General features: G+C 54.7%; 22 protein-coding genes and 1 pseudogene. 10 read left to right on the top strand and 13 right to left on the bottom strand.

Features of this window, described 5'->3' with window-relative positions:
- Positions 1-173: 173 nt before the first annotated feature.
- Positions 174-347 carry a hypothetical protein gene (locus tag AC2TF6_RS11360; RefSeq protein WP_491311073.1) on the bottom strand — a complete coding sequence of 58 codons (174 nt, stop codon included), beginning with the start codon at positions 345-347 and terminating at the stop codon, positions 174-176.
- A 327-nt stretch (positions 348-674) separates the two neighbouring features.
- Between AC2TF6_RS11360 and AC2TF6_RS11355 the strand changes: the two genes are divergently transcribed.
- Positions 675-1,277 (top strand): nitroreductase family protein, encoded by a 603-nt coding sequence (locus tag AC2TF6_RS11355; protein WP_491311072.1) that lies wholly within the window; start codon positions 675-677, stop codon positions 1,275-1,277.
- A gap of 249 nt (positions 1,278-1,526) precedes the next feature.
- Here the strand turns inward: AC2TF6_RS11355 and AC2TF6_RS11350 are convergent.
- A pseudogene (locus AC2TF6_RS11350) lies at positions 1,527-2,090 on the bottom strand (quinone oxidoreductase family protein); the annotation flags it as partial.
- Between the two features lie 159 nt (positions 2,091-2,249).
- On the opposite strand from AC2TF6_RS11350, the gene AC2TF6_RS11345 reads away from it, so the two are divergent.
- Entirely contained in the window at positions 2,250-2,579 is a 330-nt protein-coding gene (locus tag AC2TF6_RS11345; protein ID WP_491311628.1) for a PadR family transcriptional regulator, read from the top strand.
- Positions 2,576-3,784 carry a DUF2812 domain-containing protein gene (locus AC2TF6_RS11340; protein ID WP_491311071.1) on the top strand — a complete coding sequence of 403 codons (1,209 nt, stop codon included), beginning with the start codon at positions 2,576-2,578 and terminating at the stop codon, positions 3,782-3,784. Before AC2TF6_RS11345 ends, AC2TF6_RS11340 begins: the two co-directional genes overlap by 4 nt.
- 103 nt (positions 3,785-3,887) lie before the next feature.
- Here the strand turns inward: AC2TF6_RS11340 and AC2TF6_RS11335 are convergent, their stop codons facing one another.
- The 3 genes from AC2TF6_RS11335 to AC2TF6_RS11325 all read right to left on the bottom strand — a co-directional run bounded on the left by AC2TF6_RS11335 (position 3,888) and on the right by AC2TF6_RS11325 (position 10,829).
- Positions 3,888-4,676 (bottom strand): MerR family transcriptional regulator, encoded by a 789-nt coding sequence (locus tag AC2TF6_RS11335; protein ID WP_491311070.1) that lies wholly within the window; start codon positions 4,674-4,676, stop codon positions 3,888-3,890.
- Between the two features lie 45 nt (positions 4,677-4,721).
- Positions 4,722-8,075, bottom strand: a complete 3,354-nt coding sequence (locus tag AC2TF6_RS11330) for a DEAD/DEAH box helicase (RefSeq protein WP_491311069.1) — start codon at positions 8,073-8,075, stop codon at positions 4,722-4,724.
- Positions 8,076-8,384: 309 nt separating this feature from the next.
- Positions 8,385-10,829 (bottom strand): heavy metal translocating P-type ATPase, encoded by a 2,445-nt coding sequence (locus AC2TF6_RS11325; protein WP_491311068.1) that lies wholly within the window; start codon positions 10,827-10,829, stop codon positions 8,385-8,387.
- A gap of 255 nt (positions 10,830-11,084) precedes the next feature.
- On the opposite strand from AC2TF6_RS11325, the gene AC2TF6_RS11320 reads away from it, so the two are divergent.
- On the top strand, positions 11,085-12,344 hold the full coding sequence (locus tag AC2TF6_RS11320) for a WD40/YVTN/BNR-like repeat-containing protein (RefSeq protein WP_491311067.1): 1,260 nt from the start codon (positions 11,085-11,087) through the stop codon (positions 12,342-12,344).
- Between the two features lie 92 nt (positions 12,345-12,436).
- Here the strand turns inward: AC2TF6_RS11320 and AC2TF6_RS11315 are convergent, their stop codons facing one another.
- The 5 genes from AC2TF6_RS11315 to AC2TF6_RS11295 form a co-directional block, all read right to left on the bottom strand.
- On the bottom strand, positions 12,437-13,156 hold the full coding sequence (locus tag AC2TF6_RS11315) for an AAA family ATPase (protein WP_491311627.1): 720 nt from the start codon (positions 13,154-13,156) through the stop codon (positions 12,437-12,439).
- Positions 13,157-13,493: 337 nt separating this feature from the next.
- Positions 13,494-13,877 (bottom strand): (2Fe-2S) ferredoxin domain-containing protein, encoded by a 384-nt coding sequence (locus AC2TF6_RS11310; protein ID WP_491311066.1) that lies wholly within the window; start codon positions 13,875-13,877, stop codon positions 13,494-13,496.
- Between the two features lie 160 nt (positions 13,878-14,037).
- Positions 14,038-14,295, bottom strand: a complete 258-nt coding sequence (locus AC2TF6_RS11305) for a DUF4083 family protein (RefSeq protein WP_491311065.1) — start codon at positions 14,293-14,295, stop codon at positions 14,038-14,040.
- A gap of 85 nt (positions 14,296-14,380) precedes the next feature.
- Positions 14,381-14,767 (bottom strand): VOC family protein, encoded by a 387-nt coding sequence (locus AC2TF6_RS11300; RefSeq protein WP_491311064.1) that lies wholly within the window; start codon positions 14,765-14,767, stop codon positions 14,381-14,383.
- A gap of 13 nt (positions 14,768-14,780) precedes the next feature.
- Positions 14,781-15,242 (bottom strand): hypothetical protein, encoded by a 462-nt coding sequence (locus AC2TF6_RS11295; protein ID WP_491311063.1) that lies wholly within the window; start codon positions 15,240-15,242, stop codon positions 14,781-14,783.
- A 322-nt stretch (positions 15,243-15,564) separates the two neighbouring features.
- On the opposite strand from AC2TF6_RS11295, the gene AC2TF6_RS11290 reads away from it, so the two are divergent.
- Positions 15,565-16,458, top strand: coding sequence for a DUF2268 domain-containing putative Zn-dependent protease (locus AC2TF6_RS11290; RefSeq protein WP_491311062.1), 894 nt, complete (start codon positions 15,565-15,567; stop codon positions 16,456-16,458).
- Between the two features lie 41 nt (positions 16,459-16,499).
- On the opposite strand, the gene fabF is transcribed toward AC2TF6_RS11290, so the two are convergent.
- Entirely contained in the window at positions 16,500-17,738 is a 1,239-nt protein-coding gene (fabF, locus tag AC2TF6_RS11285) for a beta-ketoacyl-ACP synthase II (RefSeq protein ID WP_491311061.1), read from the bottom strand.
- A 123-nt stretch (positions 17,739-17,861) separates the two neighbouring features.
- On the opposite strand from fabF, the gene AC2TF6_RS11280 reads away from it, so the two are divergent.
- Positions 17,862-18,701: a helix-turn-helix transcriptional regulator gene (locus AC2TF6_RS11280; protein ID WP_491311060.1), complete on the top strand. Its 840-nt coding sequence runs from the start codon at positions 17,862-17,864 to the stop codon at positions 18,699-18,701.
- A gap of 343 nt (positions 18,702-19,044) precedes the next feature.
- Here the strand turns inward: AC2TF6_RS11280 and AC2TF6_RS11275 are convergent, their stop codons facing one another.
- Both AC2TF6_RS11275 and AC2TF6_RS11270 read right to left on the bottom strand, forming a co-directional pair.
- Complete coding sequence (locus AC2TF6_RS11275; RefSeq protein ID WP_491311059.1) at positions 19,045-19,284, bottom strand: YczO family protein; 240 nt, start codon at positions 19,282-19,284, stop codon at positions 19,045-19,047.
- A gap of 117 nt (positions 19,285-19,401) precedes the next feature.
- Positions 19,402-19,923 carry a DNA topology modulation protein gene (locus tag AC2TF6_RS11270; RefSeq protein ID WP_491311058.1) on the bottom strand — a complete coding sequence of 174 codons (522 nt, stop codon included), beginning with the start codon at positions 19,921-19,923 and terminating at the stop codon, positions 19,402-19,404.
- A gap of 196 nt (positions 19,924-20,119) precedes the next feature.
- Between AC2TF6_RS11270 and AC2TF6_RS11265 the strand changes: the two genes are divergently transcribed.
- From AC2TF6_RS11265 to AC2TF6_RS11250, 4 genes are all read left to right on the top strand, one after another.
- A complete protein-coding gene (locus AC2TF6_RS11265; RefSeq protein WP_491311057.1) occupies positions 20,120-20,458 on the top strand; it encodes a YrdB family protein in 339 nt (112 codons plus the stop codon).
- Between the two features lie 135 nt (positions 20,459-20,593).
- Positions 20,594-22,213: a spore germination protein gene (locus AC2TF6_RS11260; RefSeq protein ID WP_491311056.1), complete on the top strand. Its 1,620-nt coding sequence runs from the start codon at positions 20,594-20,596 to the stop codon at positions 22,211-22,213.
- A 5-nt stretch (positions 22,214-22,218) separates the two neighbouring features.
- On the top strand, positions 22,219-23,406 hold the full coding sequence (locus tag AC2TF6_RS11255; RefSeq protein ID WP_491311055.1) for a Ger(x)C family spore germination protein: 1,188 nt from the start codon (positions 22,219-22,221) through the stop codon (positions 23,404-23,406).
- Positions 23,403-23,615, top strand: a complete 213-nt coding sequence (locus AC2TF6_RS11250) for a hypothetical protein (protein WP_369996747.1) — start codon at positions 23,403-23,405, stop codon at positions 23,613-23,615. Before AC2TF6_RS11255 ends, AC2TF6_RS11250 begins: the two co-directional genes overlap by 4 nt.
- Positions 23,616-23,622: the final 7 nt, after the last annotated feature.

Genomic DNA, 23,622 nt, shown 5'->3' with positions numbered 1-23,622 from the left:
CGATTCCGTAAGCCGCTTAAAATTGCTTTACCCGTCCGCCGGAGCAGATGCCGTGAATTGCCGGAGCTACCTCAGACTAAATATGCTCACCCTTGCGTAAAAAAAGAAAAACCATGACCGCTGGCGGCCAAGGTTCTTAGTGGCAGAGCTTCTTGGACAGGAGCGGAAGCGGATTATTCCCCTTGTCCTTCAGGTGGATTTATAGTTCCGCAGGACCCCGGGTACCCGTCGTTTGCTCTCATTTCGTCCAAATGCTCGCGCATTTCGGGATCGCCGGGAAGATCGGCCGTCAATTTAACCGGCGGCTGCCTGAATTCCACGCGGCCTTTAGGATGCTTATCACTCATCTCTTTATTCTCCCTTCGCTTGTAAAAGCTTTCTTTATAGTTTTCCTGGCCCGGAAAAAAACTATTCGGGAAAAGAGTCCCGACGCGGAGTCTTCTTTCCACACCGTGCGACGCTTCCGGCAAGCGGTGCGGCGTCGCAACATGACGTTAGTCAGCTGCACGGGTTTGCCTGGCTCACAGCGGCGTCGGGCGGCCCGACGTCGTTACCGGAAGCATCGGCTGACTGGACGGGTTAGGCCCGAATAACCCGCGGTTGACATCCTTGTCGTCCCGCCCTATGCTTGAATCATTGAGAATATTTATCAATGGAAAAGGAAGGTGGCAGCCATGCCTACGGATATGAACCTGACCGACGCTATCAGCGGCCGGAGATCCATCGGAAGAGTGAAAGACGAGCCGATTCCGCGGGAAATCATCGAGGAGCTGCTGGAAGCGGCCAACTGGGCGCCAAGCCACCGCTGCACGGAGCCGTGGCGCTTCTTCGTCATGACGGGAGCCGGACGCGGCGTCCTGGCCGAAGCCTACGCCGATGTCGCGGCCGAAGGCTCCGGCGCTTCCGGCGAAGCGCTGGAGGAGCTGCGGGCCAAGCAGGGCAGCAAGGCGTACCGCGCCCCGGTCATCATCGGCGTAGCCGTCTCTCCCTCCGAGGATCCGGCCGTGAACCGGATGGAGGAGTTCGCCGCCGCCCACTCCGCGGTGCAGAACATGCTGCTGGCGGCGCACGGGCTGGGGCTTGCCGCCATCTGGCGGTCCGGGGATCCCATGTACCATCCCCGGATGAAAGCGGCTTTCGGCTTGCGGGAGAAAGACGAGATGGTCGCCCTCGTGTACGTGGGTTACCCGCAGATTGCGCCGCAGGCCGGCAAAAGAAACCCCGTGCAGGAGAAAACCGTCTGGATCACGGAAGGTTCCGAGCCCGCGGCCGAGTAACGGCCGCCTCCCACTTCGTGCGGGAAGCTTCGTACCTGCGAACACCGGCCTAACGGCCGGGTTCAAAAGACGACGACGCATCGGGCATGACCCGGGGCAAGCAGGGCCATGCGATTGGGGCCGGCATCGCGGTTCCCCGGACGTCCGGCTTTGCCGGCTTTCTCCCCTGTCGGCTGGCAGGCGAACGAACCGCCGCATCAAAAATAGCCTCCGTCTCCCCTTTCGGGACAGACGGAGGCTATTTGGCCGTTAACGGGGCGCCCGGACATCGAGCAGCACTTTGCCTGTGCTCTGCCTGCTTTCGACCCGCGCGTGAGCGGCTGCCGCTTCCTCAAGCAGAAATCTGCGGCCGATCGCGATGTTCAGCTTGCCTTCGGCCAAGAACCGGAACACCCGCTCGGCAGGCTCCTTGAGCAAATACGGCCGCTTGCTGCGGGTCGTACCCAGGCTGAAGCCGAGAACCGAACGGCAGCTCGCATGGAGGTCCGACGTCTTGAACGTTCCGGCCGCTCCTCCGGAATTGCCGAATTGAACGAGCCGCCCGTACGGCGCGAGGCATTCGAGGCTCTTCTCCGACACCCGGCTGGCGATGGAATCGAGAATAAGATCCGCTCCTTCGCCGCCGGTCAGCTCGCTCACTTTGGCCGCGAAGTCTTCCTCCTCGTAACAAATGACTTGATCCGCGCCCGCTTCGTAGGCTGCGGCCATTTTGCCCGCGCTCCCGACCGTTCCGATGACTTGTCCGGCGCCGAGCAGCTTCGCCATTTGCACCGCCGTCGACCCGACACCTCCCGCTGCCGAATGGACGACTACCCGTAAAAACAATAGAAAGCGGTGGATTCCCATCATGGATATCTCACTGCTTTTTGTATTTTATTGTTGAGCATTATGTCACGACGTGATATAGTCGAGACACGACATATTTACCTGTGACATAGTCAAACGGGTACAAAGGCAAGGGAGGTGGATATTCTGGACACTGAAAAAGTGCTGAAAAAGTATGTACCCATGACAGAAACGGCGTTTTATATTCTCCTATCTTTAGCTGAACCGCGTCACGGATATGGAATTGTTAAACACGTAGAAGTAATTTCCAATTCACGAATTCGATTAGGTTCAGGCACCGTATACGGAACTTTAACAAAAATGCAAAAAGACGGGATTATAACCGTATTTTCCGACGAGGAAAGAAAAACGGTATACGAAGTGACTGAGCTTGGACATAAATTAATCACTGCTGAGATCGATAGACTTAAAGAGCTGTACCAGAATGCACTGAAATACGGGGAGGTTTTTTTATGATTACAAAAGTATTTAGGCCATTCTGGAGCTACGATGTGCAGAAAACCGAAGAGTGGCTCTCATCTATGACAGAAAAGGGGCATGAATTAGTAAAAATAAATCGAGGAACACGGCATTTTTTCTTTCAGCAAGGCGAGCCGAGAAAAAGAACGTACAGGATCGGGTTCAATAAAATTCAAACCAATTCGCTGTCTAGAGCTTTAGTAGATGATGGATGGGTGAAGGTTTCGCAGAGTGGAAACTGGTATGTAACGGCGAATGAACAGCCTCTGGAACAAATTAAGACCTTCCCAGTACGTGAAGGTATAGTCAAACATAATAAGACCATACTGTACATTTTCGCGAGTGTTTTAATCTATTTAACGGTCATTGCTATATTTAATCTTATCCTCCGTTCGGTAATATTTATCCAAGATGTACCTGGTCATTTTGTCGAAAGTCCTCTTTGGATTTTAACCTACTTTTTAATAGGCATTGGAATTGCCCTATGGGTACTTACACTTTATTCTGTTATTAAAATTAATAAGACAAACAAGAAATTGATCGGAGAAAACATACAACGAAAGAAACTGCAGGGGAGGGAGCAAGTTGAAAGAAGGCTAAGCAAGGATGAAGAGAAGCGGTTAAGACGTTCAGGTCAACTAATTGTTAAGAGAAGATTTGGATGGATGTATGCTCCGGATAAGCTTGAAAAATGGCTCGAAGCAATGGAAGAACACGGGCTTAATCTTTATCGTGTTGGTAAAACAGGAACCGTTTTTTATTTTACAATGGGAAGTCCCCGTAAAGTAAGTTATTGCGCGGATTATCAAAATATTGCAGATGAAGGCTACTTCGACATTCACAGAGATGCCGGCTGGAAGAGTGCCTTTATTTCCACCTCATCTATTCAAAAATGGACCCTATGGAGCCGTGAATATTCAATGGACGAGGAACAGCCACAAATCTACAGTGATAAATCACATCAATTAAAACACGCTAGGCGCATAGCCATCACCTATTCTTGTATGTTTCTTCCATTAGTCATTTTTTATATTTTTATCATAGGGGCTAATATTCACCGGATGTCCAATCACGATCTGGATAAAATGCAGATTATAAACATGACTTTGTTTGTACTATTAATTCTAAATTTTGGTTCATTCTCAATCAGAACTTGGCTGTATTACAGGCGACTAAGTAAGCGTTATAAGTACAATTTCTGATAGCCCCGATGATTTAGAAGAGATAACAATTTCCATGCTTCCTGCCGGGAATCCCGGCAAAAAAATAGACCCGGAACCCCGCCGGGCCCGGATCTCTTTGATTTTAACGGTTTGCGCGTTCTTCCTCCGCCCCCTCCAGCCGGTCGCAATAAATATGCATCGCTTCTTTCAGGAAAGCGGCGAGTCCGGCCCCGTGCCGGTCAATGTTGGCCGTGAAGCGTTCATCGGCGACATACAAGTCGCCGAGTCCCCGGAAAATTTCCGGCGTACAGTCGTAAAAATGGCCCGTAATCCACTGCCGGAGTTCGGCTGCCGCTTCCTGCGCCTTCCGGCTTGACGGGCCTGCCTCCATTGCGGCGGCCGCTTTGGCATAAATCCGCTCGGACTGCCCCATAATAGCCGCCCACTGTTCTTTCGTATAAGAGCCGGCGCGTTTCTCCACGGCGTCCATCATTTGACTTCCGTACTTTTCGCGCGCTTCGGCGGCATATTTTTTTTTATGCTCTTCCAGCGGGGTGCGGTCGAAGCTTTCGAATAAATCTTCTTTTCTCATCGGAATACCTCCCTCGACAGAAGCAATCGTTCTGTCCACGGTTTCGATGATGTCTTCCAGCCGCTTTTTCTTGCGGAGAAGCAGCTCCTTGTGTCCGATTAACGCACGTTTACGGTCAAAATCGGGACTCTCCAGCAATGCTTTGATCTCCTGCAGGGCAAAGCCGATTTCTTTGAAAAACAAAATCTGCTGAAGGCGTTCCAGATTCCGGTCCGTATACAGCCGGTAGCCGGCCGCGTTGACCGAGTCGGGTACAAGCAGGCCGATTTCGTCGTAATGATGAAGCGTGCGTACGCTCACGCCCACCAGATCCGCCACTTCCTTCACCTTATACGCCACAACATCACCTCGTTATGAACTTTACACGATAACGTAACGTGAGGGTCAATCCCCGTTTCCGCCTATTTCCATCTTGTCGTCCAGCATCAGGATGTCGCGAATCTCCTGTTCCGTCATCGTGGACACCGATTCTTCCCCCGGACGGATCACTTCCTCGATCAGCGTGCGCTTTTTCTGCTGAAGCTGGAACATTTTCTCCTCGACCGTACCCTGGCTGACCAGGCGGATCACCTGCACCACTTTCTTCTGGCCCATCCGGTAAGCCCGGTCCGCAGCCTGCTGCTCGACAGCCGGATTCCACCACAAATCATACAAAATAACCGTGTCCGCTCCCGTGAGGTTAAGTCCGGTTCCCCCGGCTTTCAGCGAAATGAGGAAGACTTCTTTCTCCCCTTCGTTAAAACGGCTGCAAAGCTCTACCCGCTCGCTTCCCTTCGTTTTGCCGTCGAGGTAAAAATGCGGCACCCCTTCGTAGCCGAGCTCCCGGGAAATGAGGCCGAGCATTTCGGTGAACTGCGAGAAAATCAGCATGCGCTTGCCCGCGCTGCGGCATTCCTCTACGATCTCCAGCAGCTGCTCGAACTTGGCCGAGCTTCCCTCGTAACCGTCGACGAACAAAGCGGGATGGCAGCAAATCTGGCGGAGCCGGGTCAAGCCGGCGAGGATACGGATGCGGTTCTGCTGGAAGCTTTCTTCGTGGAGATGCTTGAGCGTCTCATGCCGGAGCTTCGCGAGAAAAGCGGTATACAGCTTCTTCTGCTCCGGCAGAAGCTCCGACGCCTGCACGGTTTCGATTTTATCCGGCAGCTCCTTGAGCACATCGGTTTTGAGCCTGCGCAGCAGAAACGGTCTGGCTCGCCGGGCCACCGCCTCCCGGGACAGCTCGTTAAACGCCTGCCGGGCGGGAAACAGCCCGGGAAAGACCGCGTCGAAGATCGACCACAGTTCTTCGAGCTTGTTTTCTACCGGCGTGCCGGTCAGGGCGAAGCGGTAGGCCGCCTTTATTTGTTTGACGGAATGGGCGGTCTGGGTCGTATAGTTTTTGAACATCTGCGCCTCGTCGAGAATCAGCGTATGAAACGATTCTTTCGCGTAAAGATCCGTGTCCCGCCTCAGCAGCGGGTACGAAGTAAGAATGACATCCGCCTTCGATCCTTTGCGCAGAGCGCGGCTGCGCTGCGTTTTCGTCCCGTCGGCGATGACCGCGCGGATTTCCGGCGCGAATTTTTTGAGCTCGTGAAGCCAGTTGTATACCAGCGAAGCCGGGGAAACGATCAGCGCGGGCAGCTTCTTTTTCCGGATATCCGGCAGAACGGACACGAGAAAGGCCATGCTCTGAATCGTTTTGCCGAGCCCCATATCGTCCGCCAGAATTCCGCCGAAATGGTAATGAGCCAGCGTTTTCATCCATTGGTAACCGAATTTCTGATAATCCCTCAGAATGGGAGAGAGCCGCTCCGGCACCGGGAAATCCAGATTGTCCGGATTCCGCATATTTTCCAGCAGACGCCGGAACGACTTGCCGAGTTTAACGGAACTGCCTCTTTCCCGCGCGTCCGTCAAATGCAATCCGCGGTTAACCGGCAGACGGAATCCCGTATCCGTCATGTCGCCTTTTCCCGCTCCGGCCTCGTTCATCAGTGCGATAATCTCCTGGAACTCGGCGCTTTCCAGAGGAACAAGGGAGCCGTTCGGCAGCCGGTGATACTTTCTTTTGACCTGCATGGACCGGATCAGATTCCGGATTTCCGCTTCCGGCAGACCGAGCAGCTCGAATTTGAACTCGAGCCAGTCGGTGCGCTCGTCCACTTCTACCGTAATCTGAGGCGGAAATCCGGTATACAGCCTTTCTTTTACGGCGGAGGTCGCATAAATATCCAGCATCCGCTCGAGCAGGGGAACCGTATGATACAGGAAATCATACTCCGCTTCCTCGTCGTCCCAGAAATAGCCGCCTTCCGTCTTCGCGAACGAGTTCTGTTCCATGAGGCGGATAATGGTTTCTTCTTTCTCGGTGTCCCGCATCACAATATGATCGGTCCCGCGCTGCCGGCCGGCTTCCTCCAGCGGATTCAGGATTACATTGCCGTAGTGGAATTCCAGACCCGCCAGCAGCCGGTCCCTGACCCGGTCCAGGTACAGCTTCGCCTTGAGCGGCGTCTGGTAAATCCGGTCCGACACGGAGGGAGCGATCCGGACCTGCCCGAGCTTCATCAGTCCGGGAACCACTTTCTCCATGAACGGCTCCATCTGGCCCGGCGTAATGGTCAGGCGGTTCCGGTGCGCCGTCTCCATCAGGCGCTTGAGCTCCGCCAGCCGCTTGCAGTGGTGAGCCGGAAGCTCCAGCAGTTCGCCTTGGTGCAGGACGATTCCGTACGTTTCCATCACCGTAATGCGGTCCAGGCCCTGCACGTCCATCCGGTAGCCGTCCGTTTCCGACCGGTCAAAATCGAATTGGAGCGGCAGCGGCTCGCCCGACACCCGTATGCCGTCGTATACTCCGTCCGCCAGCTCCAGCTTGACGCCCGGGGCACAAGCGAGTAGCGGCTGCAGCGTCGTCCACGAAAACGGCGGAATAGGCAGCATCCGCTCGCCTCCCGGAAATGCCTTCGCGGAGGATGCGGACGAATACCCGGTTTCCCTGTACAAGCTCTCGTTCTGGTGAATCTTGATAAGCTGCCGCAAAACGTCGTCATGCTCCTGCCGGAAACCGTGAAGATTCGGCTCATACGTGAACACTCTGGAAAATTCGTACGCTTCCCTGCGGTCGAGCCGCTCCAGGAAATCTCTTATTTTTTGTACGATATATACTCTTTTCGGCCCGATTTTCAGTTCGGCGGCGAACATGACTTTACGAAAGCCGTAGGCAAAAGGCCGGATCACGATTTCCAGATCCAGCATCTCCCTCTCATCCCGCGTAAAACGGGTGCTCCCCGGCCGCCTGCTTCCTCCGAAAAGCCCCAGCATGCTGCTGGTCAATTCGGTATCATAAGGGGGAGCTTCCCCCGCTTGGAGGCCGGGTTCCGGGAATCCGGAAGGTGCGGCTGCGCTTTCGCTCCGGCCTTCGGACGAACGTTCAAGCAGAGCCGCGCCCGGGAAATCCTTGTCCGTCCGGCTTGAATCCAGCAGCTTGAGCAGCACGGCCGCCGTATGCTTGCAGGATTGTCTGAAAGAAGGAAGCGACGGGCAGGTGCATTCCGCGTTGATGCCGCCTCCGGACAGCACGCTCACTTTTACGAGATAGCTCTCGCGGTCGTCCACGGTCGCCTCCACACTCTGCAGGACGGGATCATGGTAGGTAAAAACAACTTTTCCGGAGCGGTTCAGCGCCTCTCCTTTATCGTAAGCGGTCCGGCCGCATAACAGCTGGATCGCTTTGCGTGTCAATGCAGAACTCATCCGGTACTCCTTTCCGGCAAAAAAATCTCTTTTTGTCCGTCCTGGTTCGGACGTCGTGTCCTCTTATGATACCAGAATGGACGGGAAAGAAAAGAAAGAGCCTTCCCGAAGCCGCATAGGCTTCAGGAAAGCTCTTTACAAGTGTTTTTGTTCCGGCTCCCGTATGAGCGCGGATTCGACCGACGCCGCGCAGGGCCGCAGCGAGCGCCTGGGATTCGCGCGCGTTGGAAAGGTCCGCGCCAGCCCGCGGATGGGCGGACAATGCTCTACGTGAGCTGTACTTTCGTCCGGACCCGGGGGCCGCGCGACTTACAACTTAACCCGCTGCAGCCTCAGCGCATTCAGCACGACGGACACCGAGCTGAGCGCCATGGCGGCTCCGGCGATCCACGGGGCAAGCAGACCCAGTGCGGCGACCGGAATGCCGAGCGTGTTGTATCCGAGCGCCCAGAACAGGTTCTGACGGATGTTGCCCATCGTTCTGCGGCTCATATAGATCGCATCCGGAATCGAGTTGAGATCGCCGCGCATCAGGGTGACGTCCGCCGCCTCCATGGCGACATCCGTACCGGTGCCGATCGCCATGCCGATATCCGCCTGCGCCAGCGCCGGAGCATCGTTGATGCCGTCGCCGACCATCGCCACCTTCTTGCCCTGGGCTTGAAGCTTCTTCACTTCCTCGGCTTTGCCTTCGGGAAGCACCTCCGCCCTTACCTGGTCGATTCCGACCTGGCGGGCGATTGCCTGAGCGGTGCGCTCGTTGTCGCCGGTAATCATGATGACTTCGATGCCCATTCCCTTCAGACGGGCAACGGCCTCTTTCGACGTTTCCTTGACGGTATCGGCGACCGCAACGAGCCCCGCATAGCTGCGGTTGACCGCAACGAGCATGGCCGTTTTGCCTTCCTGCTCCAGCCGCGCCATCGTTTCGCCCGCATGCCCCGCATCCACCTCATAGCGGCTCATCAGCTTGCGCGTTCCCGCCAGAACTTCCTGTCCGTCCACGACCGCACGAATTCCGAAGCCGGGAATGGCTTCAAATTCGGACGAAGCCGGAACAGAGACGCCTCGTGCCGCAATCCCGCTGACGATCGCTTCCGCCAGAGGATGCTCCGAATTTTTCTCCGCGGCGCCCAGAAGCTCCAGGAACCGTTTCTCATCCATCGAAGCGGTCAACACATCCGTAAGCTCGGGTTTGCCTTTTGTGACGGTTCCCGTTTTGTCCAGAATAATCGCGTCGATTCTGTGCGTGGATTCCAAGTGCTCTCCGCCTTTGAAAAGAATCCCCAGCTCCGCCGCCCGTCCGGAACCCGCCATAATCGACGTCGGTGTCGCCAATCCGAGCGCGCATGGGCAGGCAATGACGAGTATGGCGATCGCTTTTTCCAGCGCTCCCGCAAAATCGCCCGGCGTTACCCAGAAATACCAGATCACAAACGCCGCGAGCGCAATACCGACGACAATCGGTACGAAAATGCCGGATATGACGTCCGCCACGCGCTGGATCGGCGCTTTGGAGCCTTGGGCTTCCTCGACCACTTTAATAATTTGGGCCAAAGCGGTATCCTTGCCGACTTTGGTCGCCCGGATTCTCAGACTGCCGTTTTTGTTGAGCGTCGCCCCGATGACCGGATCTCCGGCCTTTTTGCCGACGGGCAGGCTCTCGCCGGTCAGCATCGATTCATCCACCGAAGAGCTGCCTTCCAGCACTTCTCCGTCCACCGGTATTTTCTCGCCGGGTTTGACCAGGACGATATCGCCCGCGATCACTTCTTCGACCGGCACCGCCGCTTCTTTCCCGTCCCGGATGACTAGCGCCGTTTTGGCCTGCAGCCCCATCAGCGATTTGATCGCTTCCGAGGTGCGGCCTTTGGCCAGCGACTCGAATAATTTGCCGAGCAGAACGAGCGTGATCAGGACGGCACTCGTTTCGTAATACATCTCCGGCCCGTGGTGAACGCTGCCGCCGTGCCGCGCCCACTCTACGGTCAGATAGAGGCTGTAGAAATAAGCCGCGGAAGTTCCGAGCGACACAAGCACGTCCATGTTGGCGCTTTTGTTACGCAGGGCCTTGTAAGCGCCCGTATAGAACTGGCGTCCGATATAAAACTGCACCGGGGTGGCCAGCGCAAGCTGGAACCACGGGTTCATAAACAAGTCAGGCAGCCAGACCCACGACATAAAGGAAAAGTGGCTGACCATCGACCAGAGCAGCGGCAGGGACAGAATCGCCGAGAGAATCAGCTTGCGCTTGTGCCGCTTAAGCTCCTCCTGCCGGTGTACCGCAGGGTCTCCCTGTTCCTGCTTGAGGAGAGCCTTGTAGCCCAGCTTCTCCACTTTCTGCTGCATATCGGCAGGCATAACCTCGCCCGCCTGGTACTCGACATGCGCGGTTTCAAGCGCGAAGTTGACGGTTGCGGATGTGACGCCCGGCATTTTGGCAAGCCCTTTCTCAATCCGGTTGGCGCACGCTGCGCACGTCATTCCCTCCAGCTGAAAATCCACGGAGTCCTTCACGGTGCTGTAGCCCAGCTTGCCGATTTTCTCTTCCAATTGAGCCGTATTCACCCGGGAAGGATCGTAGGTGACGGTCGCGCGTTCCAGAGCGAAATTCACATTAGCCGTTTGCACACCGTCGACTTTATTCAGCCCTTTCTCGATCCGGTTGGCACAAGCCGCGCAGGTCATCCCCGCTATTTGAAAATTCGCCTGTTTCGTCGCCTCTTCTCCGGCCGCTTTCACGTTTGCTGCCATTCGAAACACCTCTTTCCGCCTCTGAAAATCTTCGTTTTATAAGATGAGAAAAGTCTCTCTTCTTCATTCGGTTAATTATAGTATACCCCCCTACCCTATATTTAGCAAGAGGCCTTCTCAATTTATTTCAAAAAAGTAACAATCCTTCGAAATGTGCTCCTTAAGCCACGCGAAAGGGTAATAATGAAGAGAAGACGAAAGACGAACCAGACTACGGCATGTTGGAACAGCATGTATCGAAACGGAGTGATCGCTATGAACACGACGAACCTTCCCGTCAAAAAAACCGCCTTCCTTGCGGTTCTCACGGCAGTATCCCTTACCGCCTGCAGCTCTATCGGCCCTGGAGTAGCGGGGGACTCGACCGGCAGCGGCAGTGCAGCGGCATCGGCCGCCGCAAGCCCGGGTCCCGCTTCCGGAACGGCTGCTCCGGCAAGCGGAGCGCCTGTGCCTTCGGTTAAGCCGGATCAGATCCAGACCCGGTTGACCGATTTTCAGTTGATCTCGGATGCGGCGGGTTTCGCCTGGGGAGAGACGAACGGCTCCCTGCGCTTATACCGCACCGATGACGGCGGACGGAATTGGACCCTCCTGAGTCCCTGGGACGACACGTTCAAAAGCGGAGCGCCTTTGGCGGGCGGCTCCCTCTACTTCCTCGACGCGCAGCACGGATGGACGGCCGCAGCGGATGACGGCCGGAAAACCGTGACCGCTTTTACAGCGGACGGCGGGCAAAGCTGGACCAAAGGTACGCTGGATAAGCCGACTTATGCCGCCGGTCTCTCCTTTGCCGATCCCCTGCACGGCTGGATGCTCACTTCTTCCGATGCCGCGATGGGCAAGTCGGAGAAAACGCTGTACGCCACGGACAACGGCGGCAAGGACTGGAAACCGCTGACGAGCGTTTCCCTGGATAAGCCCGTGCCCGGAGCGCTGCCCCTGTCGGGTCATGCATCCGGCATGACTTTCAAGGACGCCGCCAGCGGCTGGATTGCCCTCGCGGGCCATGAAGAAAAACCGGTCCTGTACCGCACGCGGGACGGCGGCAAGACATGGAATGTCGTTCCGATGAAAATCCCGCAGGAGTTGAATGATTCTTCGGTCACACTGGACGGGGCTCCCGTATTTTTCAAGGATGACCCGGACAAAGGCTGGATTCCCGTACGGACGGTGAGCGGCAATACGGAAAGCCGCGACGCTTACGTGACGAAGGACGGCGGGCAAACGTGGTCCTTTAAGCAAACCGGCATGCAAAACGTGCTCACTTTCGCGGACAGCCTGCACGGCTGGGGATTCAAGGATAAGGTTCTCCATGCCACTTCGGATGGCGGCACAACCTGGAACCCGGTTTCATCCGATCCGGTTCTGACGGATACGCTCAAAAATAACCCGAACGTGATCCGGCTCGGATTCGCCACCCCGCAGACGGGCTGGCTGCTGCTCGGCTCGGAAGACGGCAAGAAATCGAAGCTGCTTAAGACGTCCGATGCAGGCAAGCATTGGATTTTATTGTAGCTTTCCCCATGGCTCGCAGCTGCAATCGCATAACCTTAAAAAGCAATCCTTCCTTTCGGACGGGATTGCTTTTTGAGGTTTGAACTCGCCGATCAATCCAGCAGTTCCTGGAGATAAAAAGAACGATTTTCCAGAAAACGGCGGGTAATCCGGTAATGGTCGGTTTCCTCATACGAAGTGAGGCGGACCGGCGATTCGTTGAAATTGTAGATGTCCGCATGGGGATAGCCCAGCAAAATAGGCGAATGAGTGGCGATTATAAGCTGCGACGTCCGGGCCAGTTCATGAATCATGCTCAGAAAAGCGAGCTGGCGAGCCGGAGATAACGCGGCTTCCGGCTCATCGAGCAGATAGATGCCTCTTCTTCCGAAGCGATTCTTGAACAGGGACAGAAAGGATTCGCCGTGGGACTGCTCATGAAGCGACCTGCCGCCGTAGCTGTCATAAGCCCTGCGGTCTTCCCGTGCCAGCTCGTCGATATGACTGGCGAAATTATAGAACGACTCCGCCCGCAGAAAAAAGCCCTGATTCATCTTCGGCATCCAGGAGAGGCGCAAATAATCGCCCAGCTTTGCTTCCGACGAATCCAGCTCGTACAGATTGTTCCGGCTGCCTCCCGCCGTATTGAACCCGCATTGGTAAGCGATCGCTTCCATCAGAGTCGATTTGCCGGAGCCGTTCTCGCCGACGAAAAACGTGACGTTTTTATGGAATTTCAGCCGGTCGAGCTTGTCGATCGCCGGAATATGAAACGGGTACTCGTGCGGATTCCGAATGTTCTCGTTCAGTTTGATCACTTCGTGCAGGTACATCGTAACGCTCCGTTCCTTTGCGGATGAATCTGAAGCCGGTGCGGTGGTCATGCAGAAACTCATCCGCTGCTTTTTTAACCTGCAGACTACTTCTCCTTCCGGCGCGCAATCCCCTGCAATCCCACCCGTCAAAAAAACCGAAAAAACCGGACTCTGCTGTGCAGAACCGGTCTTCAGGTATTCCATAACGCGAAGGAGAGCGATGAGGGCGTCAGCGGTGACGACCTGTCTGAGGACAGCCCGGCGAATTTCTTGCCATGCCGGACGATTCCCTATTAAGAACCGTGTCCACCTGCCTGCGCTTGATGCTGCTTTAAATCGCTGCTGTTCCTTCCGCTTACTTCGTCCGCGCTTCTTTCCGCTTCGTCTTGCTCTGGCCTTCTTTCGTATCCGGTCTGGCCGCGAGTTCGTCTTCATAGGTATAGCTGATGTGTGCTTCCACTGGGCTTCCGCCGATCAGATGCTCACGGACAATGCGCCTCCCGATTTCAGGGGTCACCTCTTTGTACCATACCCCCTCCGGGTACACGGTAATGACGCAGGCATCCTCGCATCTGCCCTGACAGCGGGTTCGGGTCGTATGGATCCGGCCATCCGCTTCCTGCAGCTTGATCTCATCGCGCATCGCTTCGACGACGTCTTCCGCTCCTTTTTTGGTACAGCTGCCCCCGTTGCAAAAGAAAAGATGATGTTTCATGCCGTTCAGATTCCAAGTTGTCATCATGGTCTCCTTTTATAAAATAGGAATTGGAAAATAATTGATTATTCGTAACTATTACGATAAAACGTATCGTACACAGATTTCCCGGATCTGTCAACGGATCCATCAAAAAAACCGCCCTCCCACAAGGAGAAGACGGCCTTATGATTCGATATCCGATTCAGTAACGCCGCTCATCCTCAGGTTCATTAACTAAACGCTCCCGATCCTGATTCTTCCGCACGTTCTGCGGCTGCATGTCCAGCAAACGGTCCAGTTTCTCCTCGATTCTTTGCAGCTTGGTCAGCGTAAACAGTCTGCGGTTGACTCTGGTCCGGATAAACATCGATAAGCTGGTAATAAAAATAGCGATGAATCCGAGTATAACAAGCAAGTAAACGATGCTGGCCCAGGAAACGAACCCGATCGTGTCCATCATTTTTGTTCAACCTCGTTTCATTAAATCGGTCTTGAATCTTTCCGCTTGCGTACTTGCGTCTTCCGGCCTTGCGGTCTATCAACTTTCAGCCGATTTCTCTCGACAGCACTTCAATCTCGTGTTTGTTGCGCTCCCCGTGCCCGATACGGAGCCGATGCCCGTCCAAATCGCGGATCACGAACTCTCTCATTCCCCAAGACTTGGACTGGATATCTTCTATGAAATCCACCTTCTGCGTTTTCAAAAATTGATAGACTTGATCCGCGTTTCGGACAAAAAAATAAAGCGTCTGAACTTCGACCTTGTCCGATTTCGTAAAATGAACCTCGATATTCCCATTGTAGACCGATCCGTATGTATCTTCCAGAACCCAAGCCAGGTCAAACTTTAGTACGTCGCGGTAAAATTCAAGCGCCTTCAGTACATTTTTAACGGGCAGTACCGGTGCTTGATGCTGAATATATTTCTTCATTTTCTTCTCCTTATTATAGTGAGCGCAGATGCCTGTCTGTGCGTCTTTCCCGGATGATTCCCACGATCCACACCAATAAATTCAATCCGACGAGATTTGAAACCAGATACATCCACCAGGTGTACAAACCGAATCCTTGAGGATGCGTGTTCATGTAAAGCAGTAAAATCCATCCGAAAAAGCGGACTCCGTTTAAGAGCCATGAATCTTTCCGAAACAAAATAGCTCCCGGCTCAACCGGAACATCCCTGTATTTCACCAGAGAAAGTGCAAAAAGTAAGAGATGCAAAATCCCGTAAATCACAGCAACAAACAGAGGATACACAATCATGGCAATCAATGCGCCTATCAAATTATCCGCTTCGGATGCACCCACATCCCCGTAAAAAACGAAGTGCTCGAACTTTTTATATTCCGTGAAGCAGGAAAGCAGCGATAACAGACAGCTGAGTACAAAATAAGTTCCTTTCTTCATATGACTCGCTCCCGAAGAAAAATCAACCTCTTCCAGTATATGGTTTATCGTTGGCTGTTACAACTATTTATCTCGTCATTGTTTTCTTACCGCATAATCCCCTCCAGCCCTCACGTCTGTTGTTCCTTAGCCATGTATTCGACAGACTTCCATCTTATTCCTTTTCCTTTTATGTAAGACTATGTAAGATTTTATCTTTTTATATGACAAATAAAAGACAGCTCACAGGAGCTGTCTCTAAACGCCGGATCTCTTTCCGTTTCCCCCTTGACCCTCACGTTACGTGATCCTTTAGACTGACGGCAGGAGGTGGCTATCTCATATGAAACTTGCCATAGAACCGACATTGAACCACTATGCCAGCCTGTATGACCTGCCTGAGGACAAACGGGAAAATTATTTCCGTTATACGATGATGAAACCTTTCGAAACGATGTGGAACCTCATCGGGGTTCCGCTTAAAGCAGGGCAGCCCGGAGGCTATGACGTCCTGACCGCTTCGGGGATGCTCGGCTATCTCTCCGTCCGAGAGACGGAGACCGGCCTCACGGCGCTGGAGAAACTCCGGCAGGCGAAGGCGGAGGAGACAGCCTTGTCCGCCCTGCGGCGCTGCATGAGCTTTGCCGAGCAGGCGGAGCTGCGGGTCCGCGCGGACGAGCTCCGGTTCGGCCTGTATCTCGCCGATCCCCTCAAGCTTGAGCTTCAAGGAGGAACATGCGGGTTCGGAGGCATTCCGGGGTACATCCAGGTCATGCTTCATCCGACGGAAGAGAATTTACCCCGGCTTCCCGCCGTCATCGCCCACGAATTCCATCATAATCTGCGGTTTTCCTATTTCGGCTGGGATCACGGAAATGTGACGCTGGGCGATTATCTCGTCATCGAAGGCCTTGCCGAGTCGTTTGCCCGCGAGTTGTTCGGCGAGGAGCTGCTTGGCCCCTGGGTCACCTCCATGGAGCCGGACGACTTCGAATACTCGCTCCATGTGTTCAAAGACGTCCTGGCCCTCAAAGGGTTTGCCGAAGTCAGCAGCTACATGTTCGGAGACTTGTACGCAAGAGAGCAGGGGTATGCTCCTGCGGGCGTGTCCCCTTTTGCGGGGTATTCGGTCGGCTATACCGCCGTCCAGGCTTTTCTCGGGGCGAACGATGTGACCATCGGTGAAGCGACTCTGCTGGGTACCGAAGAAATCCTCGGAAACTGCGGGTTATTCTGAAATGACTTCACAGGCAGCACACGAACATGACCGCGGTCCGGCTACTCCCTGTATTTACGCAGCACGATGACCGCATTGTGCCCGCCGAATCCGAACGAGTTCGAGAGACCGATTTCGAGCTCCGCTTTTCTCGCCGTGCCGGGAACATAATCCAGATCGCAGTCGGGGTCCCTTTGCTCCAGATTAATCGTCGGAGGAATGATGCCTTCCTGCAAAGTTTTGACGAGCGCGATCGCTTCCGCCCCGCCGGCGGCTCCGAACATATGCCCTGTCATCGACTTGTTGGCCGTCACGGGTATGCGGTAGGCGTCTTCTCCGAAGAGATTTTTGATCGCGATCGTTTCGGACTTGTCCCCTACCCCCGTACTCGTCGCATGCGCGCTGATGACATCCACCTCGCTAGGGGCAATTCCCGCGCTCGCGAGGGCCGATTTCATGGCCTGCTGCGCCCCTCTCCCCTCGGGATGAGTCGCCACCATGTGGTAGGCGTCCGAGCTTGCGCCGTAACCGGTCACTTCGGCGTAGATGCGGGCATTCCGGCGCCGCGCATGGCTCAGCGACTCCAGAATCAGGATGCCGGCCCCTTCGGCCATCACGAAGCCGTCTCTTCCCGCATCGAACGGGCGGCTCGCTTTCGCGGGCTCCTCGTTGCGCGTGGAGAGTGCCGTGGCGTTGCCGAAGCTCGCCAGCGAAATTTCGCTGGCGGCCGCTTCCGAGCCCCCGGCGATAATGACATCCGCATCGCCTGTCCGGATCGTGCGGAACGCTTCGCCGATGGCGGTGTTGCCGATGGAGCAGGCCGTAACCGGCGACATCGTCGGCCCGAGCGTCTGATGCCGGATCGAGATCATGGCCGCCGCCATGTTCGAGATCATCATCGGCACAAGCGTGGGGCTGACCCGCTCCGGCCCGCGTTCCAGCAGCACCCGGTTCTGCTCCAGCAGGGTGCCGATTCCGCCGATGCCGGAGCCCACGTACACCCCGACGCGTTCGCGGTCCGTCATGTCCAGATTCAGCTCCGCATCCAGCAGGGCCTGATCGGCGGCGGCCAGAGCGAACTGGCAGAAGCGGTCCATTTTTCTCGCTTCCTTGCGTCCGAATAACGCTTCTCCGTCAAAATCCCGCACAAGTCCGGCAATTTTCGATTTGTAGCGGGTCGTATCGAAGGTGTCGATCCGGGAGATCCCCGACTGCCCCTGCACCAGACGTTCCCAAAACGGGGCCACCCCGTTGCCGAGCGGCGAAATAATACCCATTCCTGTAATAACGACTCTTTCCATCCTACGTCCTCCTCTATAAAAGCTAGTCCTTATCCTCATCTTGTCACTCGATGTATCCTATTACAAGTTGTAGTTTATTCTAGTATAATTACTACTACGATAAGAATTCGAGGAGATGAGCGGATGAACAAGGACGAAAGATTGGAGGCTCTGTCGGCTTTTCTGAAAAGCCAGCGGGCCAAGCTGCTCCCGCAAAACATGGGGCTCCCCGCCGGAACCAGGCGAAGAACTCCGGGGCTTCGCAGAGAGGAAGTGGCCCAGCTCGCGGGGGTCAGCACGACCTGGTATACGTGGCTGGAGCAGGGGCGGGATATTAAAGTGTCGGCCTCCGTGCTGGAAAATATCGCTTCCGCGCTGCAGCTGACGGTAGATGAGCGAAAATACCTCACTTCCCTGGCGCTGGAAGCCAGCTCGGGCATTCGCCTGCTCCAGGAGGAGCTGCCGCAAATTTCCCCCTCCCTGCAGAAAATTTTGCAAGAGCTGAAAAACTGCCCGACCATCATCTCCGACCGCAGGTGTACGATTGTCGGCTGGAACGAGGCGGCCACGCGCGTTTTCCTCGATTTCGAGAAGATTCCGCCCGAACAGCGCAACATGATCTCCCTCCTGTTTGCGCGCAAAGAATTCCGCCGTCTTGCGGTAAACTGGGAAGATTTCGTCAGCGGCTTTCTGGCTATTTTCCGCGCCTATTACGGCCAGTATTTCGAAGACGAGTGGTACAACGGGTTTCTGGCCGAAATGAAGCTCACCTATCCCGAATTCAACCGGCTGTGGGAACAAAGCAAGGTGAGCTCCGCACCGGAAGTTCTGATCGAGTTCCGGCATGCCAAAGCGGGGAAAATGCTGTTCGACCTGACGTCCCTGCAGGTGCACGGCAGCACGGATCTGCGCTGCAGCATTTATACTCCCGCGCAGGAATCGTCGACGGAAATGAAGCTGATGCAGCTCATGGACCGGAGCTGACAGACCCTATGCGCCAAACGGCTGCGCGCGGCAAAACCGGCTGGCGTAACATCCGCTTGATTGGCCGGCAGCGCCCCCCGGCCGATGCGGTTGACCACCTTCATGCCTGCGCCTAACCACATGCGCCAGGAAACTGGGCGCGGTGCGAAGCGGACGGGTATGGGTGGGGTCTTCAGCAAAATCCGGAACGCCCGTGATGAGATGATTCATCGGATTTTCCGCACGTTCCCGCCCCCCCCCCCTCAGCCGGTCTCAGGCGCCGAAAAAGCCGGTGTCCGCTTCGTTAAGCGGACACCGGCTTTCTTGTAAGGTCCGGATTGCCGGAATCATCCGGAATCCGTCTTTAGAAGCCCGAATGATAGTTGTCCGGGCTGGAAGAATCGGACTTCGTGGCGCTTTTGTCCTTTTCTTCTTTCTGCTCCATATTTAAATCTTCCATCGGAATCGGATCGACGTTTTTTTCGCTTTCGTGAAGATCGAACAAGCTTTCATTCTCGGTCGGATACTGCTCCGGATGGTCGCGGTTGCCCTTTTGCTGAGTCTGGCGTTCCAATTCATGGCTCGTTTTTTTCGGTTCCGTCATGGGACTCACCTTCCTTCGGTAGATATACCATAAGTACCTCAAACAGAAAAATCTCAAACAAAATCCGCACGAAAACGGCCGTAGAGCTCCATAATTCCCCGCGAAAAATAATGGGAGTCAGACAAAAGAACGAAAGGAAAGCAGCTCTTCCAGAATGTTTTCCTTGTCCTTTCCGTTCTTCACGATGAAGACACGGACATGGTCTCCGCAGTTCTCCAGCTGTTCCAGGAGCTGCGGTCTTTTGTGCCTCCGGAAGTTCCACACCCATTTGACGAAATCCCAATCGAGCTGTTCCGGACAGCCTTCATTAAGATCCGGCCGCGTCCGGTTGTGGTACATAATCCGGCGTTTAAACACCCGGTAGACGACCAGCCAGGAAGGCAGATCGAAAAAAATGACGACATCCGCAGCCTTCAGACGCCTATCCAGCGTCCTTCCGTAATTTCCGTCCATAATCCAAGCGGGCTCCCGGATCAGCTTGCCGATGAATTCGTCCCATTCTTCATTCGGGGTCGGCACCCATCCGGGTTTCCAATAGTACGCGTCCAGATGATAAAGAGGCAGCTCCAGCTTCTCGCCGAGTTCCCGGGCGAAAGTGGATTTTCCCGAACCGCCGGGTCCGATCAGTAATACTTTCATTCCGTTCTCCTGTTCTCCCCACTTTAGGCGGTTATTTCCGATTTTTTAAAGACAGCCGGAAAATTTTATCAGATCCGATCACAGAGTGCAATAAAAAGTTGGAGTTCTGACGAAGCGAATTCCTTTCTATTTACAAAACTAACGCCATTAGTTATTATAAAACTAATAAGATTAGTTTCGTGAGAGGAGTGTCTGTATGGCTGCTGTTTTAGCTGTTAACCTGGGAATTCGTTTTATTCTGGAATGCTGTCTTCTCGTCGCGGTCGGCTATTGGGGAGTGACGAAAGGAGACGGCTGGATGATGAAGACGCTGCTGGGTGCCGGGGCACCGCTATTGACCGCTGTCGTTTGGGGGCTGTTCATGTCTCCTAAAGCAAGTTATTCCCTTCCTCAGCCGTGGCACTTGCTTATGGAAGCGGCTATCTTCGGGATGGGAACGGCCTCTCTGTTTGCGACGGGTCATACGCGCCTTGGTTTCCTCTTCCTGTCCTCAGCGGTTGTAAACCGCCTTCTGATGGCTGTCTGGTCGCAATAACCAGCGGCCTTCCCCTTTATTCGATCCCCCCTCCCTGGCTGCTCCCTGTTCCTTCTCATTCCTTCGCATCCAGAATAAAGAAAACGCTTGAAGACAAACTAAGAAGACTTCACGAGTAAAGGCAGAGGATACGCCATGGCATTCTTTCTACGCGGTTTTTCCAAAATTGCAAACCGTCCTCCCAAACGGCCGCGGCAGCAGCCGTCTCCGGGTACTTCGAACGCCGGTTCCGCAGAAGCAGCCGGCGCCGCAGAAGAACCGGCCGGCGCTTCGCTGGCGGAAAGAACGGGCTGGCTGAAAACGCTGCTCGCCCATTGTTCCGATGTCGTTTATCACACTTTTACGGCGGGGGAAAATACGCCCTGCCTCCTTGTCTACATCGAAGGGGCCGTGGACCGGAATGATCTGCAGCAGAGCGTACTGAAAGTGATTCTAGGAGACCGGTTCGTACAAGGAGAAGAAACTCTCGCAGGGAACCTCTTCGACCGCAAAATGCTTCCTGCCGACCGGCAGAAAACACTCCTGACGATGACCGATGCGCTTCAGGATATTTTGGAAGGCAGCGCTGTGCTTCTGCTCGATCAGGAGTCCCGCATGATGTCGTTCGGGCTGAGCTCCTACATCAAAAGGCAAATCGACGAACCGAACAGTGAAACCGTTATCCGCGGACCTCGGGAGGCGTTTGTCGAGAGCATTCAGGACAACTTGTCCATGCTCCGGAAACGGCTCCGAACGCACAATTTCAAATGCGTGGAACAAATCATCGGCACGAAGACCCGCACACGGGTCATTACGGTCTACATGGAAGACGTCTGCAGTCCGGCGCTGGTCGATGAAGCAGCCCGGCGGCTGGCCGATATCGAGATCGATTCGGTTATGGGCTCCAGCTATCTGGAGGAATTTATCGAAGACAATCCGTACTCTCCTTTTCCCCAGCTGCAATATACGGAACGCCCCGATGTCGTCGCCGCCGCCCTTCTCGAAGGCAGAATCGCCATTATTGTGGAAGGTACGCCCATTGCCATTATAGCGCCCACAACCTTGTTCATGATGATGCAGTCCCCCGAAGATTATTACCAGCGGTTCTGGGCGGGATCGTGGATCCGCTGGATCCGGTACGTGTTCCTGTTCGTTTCTTTGCTGCTGCCGTCCTTTTATATCGCCGTTACGACGTTTCATCCGGAAACGATCCCGGAAAGAATGCTGATAACGATCGCTTCATCCAGAGAGGTCGTCCCTTTCTCGGCGTTTGTCGAAGCGCTGATCATGGAAGTTTTCTTCGAAGCTCTGAGGGAAGCGGCCACGCGTATCCCGAAATCGGTCGGGCAGGCCGTCTCCATCATCGGCGCGCTCATTATCGGAACGGCAGCCGTGCAGGCGGGCATCGCCTCGGCGGCGATGGTCATTATCGTCTCGCTGACGGGCATCGCCTCTTTTATTATCCCGCACTACGATCTCGGGCTCTCGTTCCGGCTGCTGCGCTTCCCCATCATGATCCTGGCGGGCGGATTCGGGCTGGTGGGCATTGCCTGCGCCATGATCCTCATCTATATCCACCTCACGGAGCTGAAGTCGTTCGGCATCCCCTACCTGTCTCCGGTGGTGCCGATGGTTCCGAAGGATATGAAAGACATTTTCGTGAGAGCTCCGTGGTGGACCATGATCACGCGGCCCAAGTTTACGTCCTCCCGCAATCTTCACAGGCAGAAGCCGAACGGCCGCAAGTGGGCAAATCCCGCCGAGGAAGGAGATTGAAGAGCATGCGAATGACGGCAAGATTAGCGGGGATCCTTCTCTCCCTCCTTCTCCTTGCGGGATGCTGGTCCTCCGTTGAGCTGAACGACCGGGCATTCGTGAGGATGGTGATGGTGGACAAAACCGATGACGGATACGAGCTTGTGCTTGGCATGCCCTTGGCGAACCGGTTGATTCCCGGTGAAGTGGGAGGTTCCTCCCAATCGGGGCGTGAGCCGTTTACGTACTTTTCCAAGATCGATTCGAACCTGAGCGACGCCTTCCGTAAAATCCAGAACGATCTCTCGCGGAAAATTACATTCGGACAGACTCGCGTCGTCATTATCGGAAACCGGTACGCCGAAGACGGAATCGGATCGCTTCTGGATCTGATAGCCCGGGAACCGAGAGTGCACATTAACGCGAACTTGTTCGTGACGCACGGCAGCGTCGATCAGGTTATCCAGCTCCCTCTGACCATGGAACGTTTCCCGTCCGACATTTTCTATGCCTACGGCAGACGCAAAATAGCGACGACCATCAATTTCAAAGATATCTTGAAAGCCCATTACATGGGGGGAGATTTTCTGGCTACCCGCCTGATTTTCGGTAAAACGGGCATTATGAACGAATCCAAAGAGGAATATTGGATGGGTCCCGACGGAGCGGCTGTATTCAAAGGGGACAAGATGGTCGGCTCACTGCCGGGCAAAAAAGCCGCAGGAGCTTTGTGGATACAGGGCAAGCCCGAAACACGGGAGATTACGGTGCCTTCCCCGACGGACGGCAAAGTCGTCAGCCTGCTCGTCGAACGGAATTCGACCCAAATCCGGCCCGAGCTGACGGGTGATACCCTTGTGTACAGCATTCATGTCAAAACGGACCTGGATATCGTCGCTTCTTACTCCAACATTAATTTCAAGGATCACAAGCAGCTCAAAGAAATGGAGAAAAGTGTGGAAAACAAAATCAAGGAGGATGTCGAGCACTCGATCCAGCTGACTCGGCAGATGGGAACCGACGCGTTTCAGCTGAACCGCTATCTGGAATGGAAATACCCGAAGGAATGGAACCGGATCAGTAAAGAGTGGAATGAAATATTCAGCAAAAAAGTCAAGATCCAGTGCACGTCCGACGCCATCATCCGGCGGATCGGAGTAGTCAAGAAAACGTTCACCGGAGATCCGCAAAGGGACACGGAGGTTTCGAAATGATTACGGTCCTGGTGACGTACGCGATTGTCATGATCATTCAATGGAGATACCTGGTGCGCTGCGGAAAAAAGAAACGGACCTTCTCCGTTTCTTTAAGCGTAACCGGCGTCCTTTGCGCCTGCGTGCTGCTTCTCCATCATTCGAAGAACGGCGAAACGTTGGTCGAATGGCTCGAAATCATATTCGGTTCCTTGCATGTGACGTCTTAAACCCGCT

The organism is Paenibacillus sp. JNUCC 35 (assembly GCF_058269095.1).
This window is presented reverse-complemented; position numbering and strand designations above follow the sequence as displayed.